Annotated in this window: 5 protein-coding genes and 1 pseudogene; 2 read left to right on the plus strand and 4 right to left on the minus strand. The window is 36.1% G+C overall.

Going from position 1 to position 6,428, the window contains the following annotated elements; genetic code table 11:
• Window positions 1-140: 140 nt before the first annotated feature.
• Both ACWXWT_RS19515 and ACWXWT_RS19520 read right to left on the minus strand, forming a co-directional pair.
• Window positions 141-596 carry an LPP20 family lipoprotein gene (locus tag ACWXWT_RS19515; RefSeq protein WP_456043235.1) on the minus strand — a complete coding sequence of 152 codons (456 nt, stop codon included), beginning with the start codon at window positions 594-596 and terminating at the stop codon, window positions 141-143.
• Window positions 597-754: 158 nt separating this feature from the next.
• Window positions 755-1,477: a hypothetical protein gene (locus ACWXWT_RS19520; protein ID WP_456043236.1), complete on the minus strand. Its 723-nt coding sequence runs from the start codon at window positions 1,475-1,477 to the stop codon at window positions 755-757.
• A gap of 509 nt (window positions 1,478-1,986) precedes the next feature.
• Here ACWXWT_RS19520 and ACWXWT_RS19525 point away from each other — a divergent pair.
• Window positions 1,987-2,715 (plus strand): flagellar basal body L-ring protein FlgH, encoded by a 729-nt coding sequence (locus ACWXWT_RS19525; protein WP_456043237.1) that lies wholly within the window; start codon window positions 1,987-1,989, stop codon window positions 2,713-2,715.
• 4 nt (window positions 2,716-2,719) lie between these two features.
• Window positions 2,720-3,901, plus strand: coding sequence for a flagella assembly protein FlgT middle domain-containing protein (locus ACWXWT_RS19530; RefSeq protein ID WP_456043238.1), 1,182 nt, complete (start codon window positions 2,720-2,722; stop codon window positions 3,899-3,901).
• Window positions 3,902-4,067: 166 nt separating this feature from the next.
• Here ACWXWT_RS19530 and ACWXWT_RS19535 read toward each other — a convergent pair whose 3' ends face one another.
• Both ACWXWT_RS19535 and ACWXWT_RS19540 read right to left on the minus strand, forming a co-directional pair.
• Window positions 4,068-5,342 carry a CinA family nicotinamide mononucleotide deamidase-related protein gene (locus tag ACWXWT_RS19535; protein WP_456043239.1) on the minus strand — a complete coding sequence of 425 codons (1,275 nt, stop codon included), beginning with the start codon at window positions 5,340-5,342 and terminating at the stop codon, window positions 4,068-4,070.
• 940 nt (window positions 5,343-6,282) lie between these two features.
• Window positions 6,283-6,428, minus strand: a pseudogene (locus ACWXWT_RS19540) (IS630 family transposase); the annotation flags it as partial.

Here is a 6,428-nt window from a genome sequence, read left to right on the forward strand (position 1 = left end):
CAGGTATTCCACTTCTGTGTTACATCGATTTAAAAGGCAACAACCATTTCTACATCAATGTGCCTTGAATTGAAAAACCTGAGAGACTCTGAACTGACCAGATATTTAATGGGATTGGTATAACTACGCTTAGCATCACTTTAAAAATTCTGCGTTGGCTCTATTACTAGAATGCTATTTTGTTGTGGATTTTCAACTTGCTGATATAAATCCCACACTAATTTATAATCAAGTTCCAACTCAGTAACATAAAATCCATCAACTGGATAGGTTTTGACGATCTTGGCACCTTTAATAAGGCCAGAAACTTTGATTTTAGTATCACTACTACTCATCGCCCAATCATGAACCGCTGTATTTGCATTAAGCTGTAGGCCATATACTTGCTCAGCTAATTCTCTATAAGCTAGAATTTTTGAAGACTCCATTGCCATTAAAATTTGTTCTGTACGCAATTCTGCTGGTTGACGATCTATCGGTGCATACCCCACAGCAGTTAACACAGGAAAAACACTAGGAGTATAGGAACTCGACTCACCTTGTAATAAATTACATCCCGAGATTAGCAAACACAGAAGGATTAATGATGTTCTCATTGATAAATCTCGCTCATTGTCATTTGTTAAAATATAATTCAAACCCATTAATGCAGAATCAGTATATTTATCACTGTTAGCCTACTTCCAGCAAAGGCATTAAACACATAGTAAATAAAGCCAGAATTGCTATTTCAACTTACTCATCTCAATAAAAGTTAACTGTCTTCTTGTTCATCGATTAATGATAAAAATAACCCCGTATCTGCAACAATATCTTTTGTGCTGTAACCCGTTATGTAATTCAAGCCCATTTCAAGCGCAGTAACACCGACGCCCACAGGGCCAGAATAGAGCATACTTCCCACAAGTTTAGATACAGGGCTGACGTCTGTATCTGTCGATATTTGATAAATATCGGATAACACTGGAATATGATTTAGAATATTAATTGAATCAAATAAATCATTTTGGTCCAACCCTTCCTCACCAAATGAAAATGAATAAATATCATCTAATACACCTGAATCACTCACCTCGTCTTCGGGAGATACTGCAGTAACAGCTTCAGTTAGTTGCGACGAACTATTTTTTGAGGTCGAAGACATTATGGCAGAACTTTTAATCATACTAGACTGAAGTGACATGAGTAATTCTTGTTGCATTTGAGAGAGCAAATCGTCAGATACATTTAAAGATAAAAGGTTTGCATCGCTAAGGCCTGTTTCGAGCAATAACTTACTCTGGAAACTGTCAATAGAAAGTATGTCAAAGTTAGATGATGCTGGCACTAATGACGAACTGATAGTATCTGCATCAGATGAGACTGATTCAAAGATTGTCCCGAAATTAGTTTGTTCATAACCCGAATCTATCGTTCTATCGGATTGAACTGATTGTACATTATTGTTTGTTGCATCTACGTTATTAATTATGGTCAATATGATTATCTCAACAATGTGAACACTATAAACTAGTGCTAGCTAACTAAACAAAAGTAAAAATATTGGTCAACAAAAACATATTGGACATAAACACCCAATAATACATAAACAACCACTTATAACTGCAAACAAATTAACATTAATTTAATTTTGCAAACATTATTAAATCAGAATAAATACAAACGATTATAGACTGCAAAAGTAAAATTACATTGCCATCACTTAATAAATTAAAGTTTTTAAACCTTATAAAGTAATTCGCATGCAGTTCCAAATAAATAGACGCATATGATTGTAATAAAAACAATTATTAACCAATGAGACAAAGTAATCTTTATAGGCACAATCACATAGGCTGCTATATTAATGAAACCAAAGTAAATGTAAGTAAACATAGGTAAACCAACGTAAAAAACAGTAAACATCAAGAATAAATCGTATCGCTCGTAGAAAAGACAACTGTTTTAAATATAAAATAAAAAAACAACAATCTAACTTATAATAAAATGAATATTAAATTAACAACTACGTTACTTATTCTAACTTATTTATCTGGCTGCTCAACAACAAAAACTGTTGAAATAAAAAGTCCGACAAAAGAAAATACTACGTTGAATGTTGTAGAGAATAGTGAAGAGGCAATTAAAGGTGATCCGCAATTCCGACCGGTTAGAAATAATCATATTCAACAAGCACCTCAAATAACAGGATCAATATTCAATCCCAACAATATACATAGCATCTATCAAAATAATAATCGCTATGAAATAGGCGACATGATCCTCATAAGACTAAATGAAGAAATGACCTCAAAAAAATCAGTAAGTTATCAAAGAGATAACTCTAATGAATTTGAGTTAACGCCATCAATTACAGCGGGCAATATTAATATAAACACAAACAATCTCAGTGCAGATTATAAACAAGGAAAAAGCTTCGATAGCTCATCTGAGAGCAACCAAAATAACTCGTTATCTGGGACCATTACGGTATCAGTTAGAGAGAAATTACCTAACGGAAATTTAATTGTTGCAGGAGAAAAATGGCTCAAACTGAATAAAGGAGATGAGTATGTTCGATTTTCAGGTGAAATAAGAATAACCGACATAGCATCAGACCACTCAATCGATTCAAATATGGTGGGCAACTCTATCATCGAAGTCAGCGGTAAAGGCGAACAACAAGACAATCAAGATCCATCACTAATCAGCAAATTGCTCAATATTTTTGGGTAAAGACATGATAAAAATTTTATTCCTTATAGCGATATTTTTCTCACCTTTGCCTGCATATGCCCAATGGTATCTAGGGCAGGCATCATTACCTATAAATAAAAATAATTACAATGATGTACGAAAATCTGTTATCGAAAAAGCAATCGAAAATGCTTCATTGCAAGCCAGCAGTTATATAAAGGTCGAAACGACCGTTTCTGATGGGATTTTAACTAAAAACTCCAGTCATATCTTGTCTGAGCACCACATTAGTGAAATAAAAATTCTAAATGAGTCTGTTGCTAATGACACCCTAACCATTAATGTTAAAGTGAACCTACGAACGGGTTTAAATTGCAATAAAGATCAGTATCTTAAACAAATAATTATTGCTCAATTTCCATTATTAACCGCCGCTCAAGCAACAGCAGGTGATATTTATACACTACCCTTTCATGTTGCCTCACGCTTTAAGAACGAACTGATCAATCAACCCAACATTTTCGTTGAAGAACTGATACCTCAAATGGTATTTAAACCTGATAGCAGCATGGATACTATCGATTTACAGTCAATTAACCGGATATCACATGCACTCAGTAGTCGCTATCAAAGTCAGTATTTAGTCTTTGGATATATACGCGATATAAGCTTGTTTAATGAAACAAAATCAGGACTACTGACTAGTACCACATCACCTCTACGTAATTTCACAATAAAAATATATATGTACGATAGGATCACTGACAGTATTGTATTAGAACATGAGTACCACGGAGAAGGAGGCTGGAGCTTCAATTCTTTTAACAAAGTGGATTTAGCTAACAGTCTATTTTGGCGAAGTGAATACGGAAAAACGATTACCGATACACTCTTTAAAGCAGCAAAAGAAATTAACCAAACTCTCAGCTGCGATGCGACAAAAGCAACAGTGATAAATAAAGACAATGAATTTATTACTATCAATATTGGCACATTGCATGGAGTAAAAATAGGCGATATGTTTCAGTATAGTAAACTAAAGAATGTACTATTGAACAACACGATATTGACGACGTTGATGCCCCCGAATAACCCAACATATTTAGAAGTAGTACAAGTAAGTAATAAAATAAGTCTATTGAGAGTGCCACCTAAGCAAGATGTAAACGGTATAAAACAACATCAAATCGATCTTTATGATGTTGTCACTACAGTTCCGCACTAACATTCAAGAGATAACTATTGGCACAATACGTAAAGTATATAACTTTCCCCAAGCGAATATGCTATCTATAATTTTTACAAGAAATATTAATATCCCCGTAAGTATCAGCAAATTTAGTTACTTAATCTAGCTTACTTACCGTAGTGGCAAGCAAGCTAGAATAAACTTACTTGGCGAACCGAGGTATTGACGGATAATCAACAATAACGGCTTCTTCAAGCAATGCGCGGCGAAGCATATCGTAAGCAATTGCCGTACTCATACTTCTTACAAGCTGGCGAGACCGCTTTGGTAACTTCACCATTTGGCTGTATACCCCGTGTTTAGTTGCCAATGCTATTGCGACGGTTCCAACTGGTTTGTCATCAGTCCCACCGTCAGGACCAGCAATACCGCTAGTGGCTAACGCAAAATCACTGTCTAAGATCCCTCTGACACCTTGTGCCATTGCTTCAACGGTAGGAATAGACACAGCACCATGATCATCTAAAATCTGTGGATTAACGCCTAACACTTTCACTTTTGACTCATTACTGTAAGTCACTAAACCATGATGCAAGTATGATGAACTACCAGCAAAATCGATTAATTGACTGGTGACCATGCCACCAGTACAAGACTCTGCCACACTAAGGCTTAAACCGGACTGGTATAAACGATGATGGATCTCTGCTGCTAATGTTGCTCGATTTTCAGCAACAACAGCACAACCCAACAAAGCTTTAACCTGCTTCGTTACATCGGGTAATTGGCGGATAGCTTTATCACCACGAGCGAAGATCTTAATCTCGATGTGTGGCATTGAGGAACGATAACCTAACTCAATCCCTGCGGGTAAAGTGATCTCTGAAAGTGTATCTGCTAATGATGACTCACCATGACCGATAGTGAGTAATTTTTCTAAAGCTGACTTTTCTTGAACACCAAATTCTTCAGTAATAAATGGAATAAACTGTTCGGTGATCATATGCTTTAATTCAAAAGGCACACCAGGTGTAAAGAATAACCATGCGTTATTTAACTTCACTCTAAAGCCACATGCGGTTCCGACAGGATTATCTACCATCACAGCAGAAGCTGGTAACCAAGCTTGCTTTAAATTACTCTTAGCCATGACACGATTATTGCGCGTAAACCATTCTTCTAAATGTTCACGCCATTCAACATTCTCAACGAGGTCTTCACCCTTAGCTTTAGCCATGGCTAATGCGGACATATCATCACTGGTTGGCCCCAAACCACCATTAACAATAATAACATCTGCGTGCTTACTACGCTCTTGGAATGCAGTGATCAGATCATCCATTCGATCGCCAACCGTCACACGATGTTGCATTTCAATGCCCAACTCCATCAAGGTATTAGCAACCCAAGCGGCGTTGGTATCAACTATCTGACCAGAGAGTACCTCTTCACCAGTACAAATCATTTCTAACTTCATGTGTGCCTCTCAACAACAATTTACTAAGTAAATAAATAAAGAGTGTCCATAATATTATCAGCTTAATTCGTAAAGCATATTCAATAGCTGCTAACTTAAGTAACTTATAAATCAATAGCAAGCATAAAGGTATTTTTCAACACTAAACCTGTCATGAATTGCCATAACCAATCACAAAAACAGACTTGAACACTTTTTATCAGACAATGAATACCTTACAGTCTTATCTGTCCCTCAACATATTCTTTCGTAGATTAATTTTTTGAGATTTTTCTTAATTGGTTGTAAGACCGAAGCTTTAATCAATGTATGAAAGAAGCTGATAAAGCCCTTTAAAAAAAATAAATTACCAAAAAAAATCAGGTACGTACATAAAATATAACAATACTCTCTTTATGAGAAGATCCTTACATAACATGCCAAAAAAGAGATAATTTATTAATGAATTTAAAACTCTAATATGGGGATAATTAACGCTCAATCTGACTGATTGTTTAACTCTGTAAGACAAAATAGCCTCAGTTTAAGACAAGGCTTGGATGTAACTGGCCGAGGTAACATGACGCTAACCCGCGTGCTTTGCACATATGAGTTAATACCAATCCTTATTAGAATATGATCTATTTTAGGTTGCGTCACTAGGCCCAATACAATGAAAATGACTGTAGGTGTAGTCCTCTACATCAAAGTCATTTGAAGCAGTAATGGGTGTTGTGACACAGCCCCGAAGGGCGAATTTATCAGAGTGGTCTTCTTTGTTAGCCTTTCTTAACGTACGACTGCATGGATGCAGGAGGTAGAGCAACGCAGGAGCAGTTGCCGAGAACGACTATGTCTTCAAAAGGCTGTCTCGAATACCTCACTGATAATTTTCGCTAAAAGAGCAAATTCTAATGCGGATTGGTATAAGTCGCTTAGTGATAACTAATACCAATTATGATTAAAGTCTTCCCAGATTTGCCCAGTCTCTTGTACACAAACTTTTTACCCTGTCCTTGCACTGAACAAACGTATTCCAAGCACTACAACACAGCTCAACGATATCGTTATAACCTTCAAAACACCTATTTGCTAAACAGTGCTGTC

Source organism: Shewanella sp. A22, assembly GCF_053850585.1.

Coding starts and splice junctions, on each gene's coding strand:
- ACWXWT_RS19525 (WP_456043237.1), top strand. CDS start 1,987: ATGAATATTAAATTAACAACTACGTTACTTATTCTAACTTATTTATCT.
- ACWXWT_RS19530 (WP_456043238.1), top strand. CDS start 2,720: ATGATAAAAATTTTATTCCTTATAGCGATATTTTTCTCACCTTTGCCT.
- ACWXWT_RS19535 (WP_456043239.1), bottom strand. CDS start 5,342: ATGAAGTTAGAAATGATTTGTACTGGTGAAGAGGTACTCTCTGGTCAG.
- ACWXWT_RS19515 (WP_456043235.1), bottom strand. CDS start 596: ATGAGAACATCATTAATCCTTCTGTGTTTGCTAATCTCGGGATGTAAT.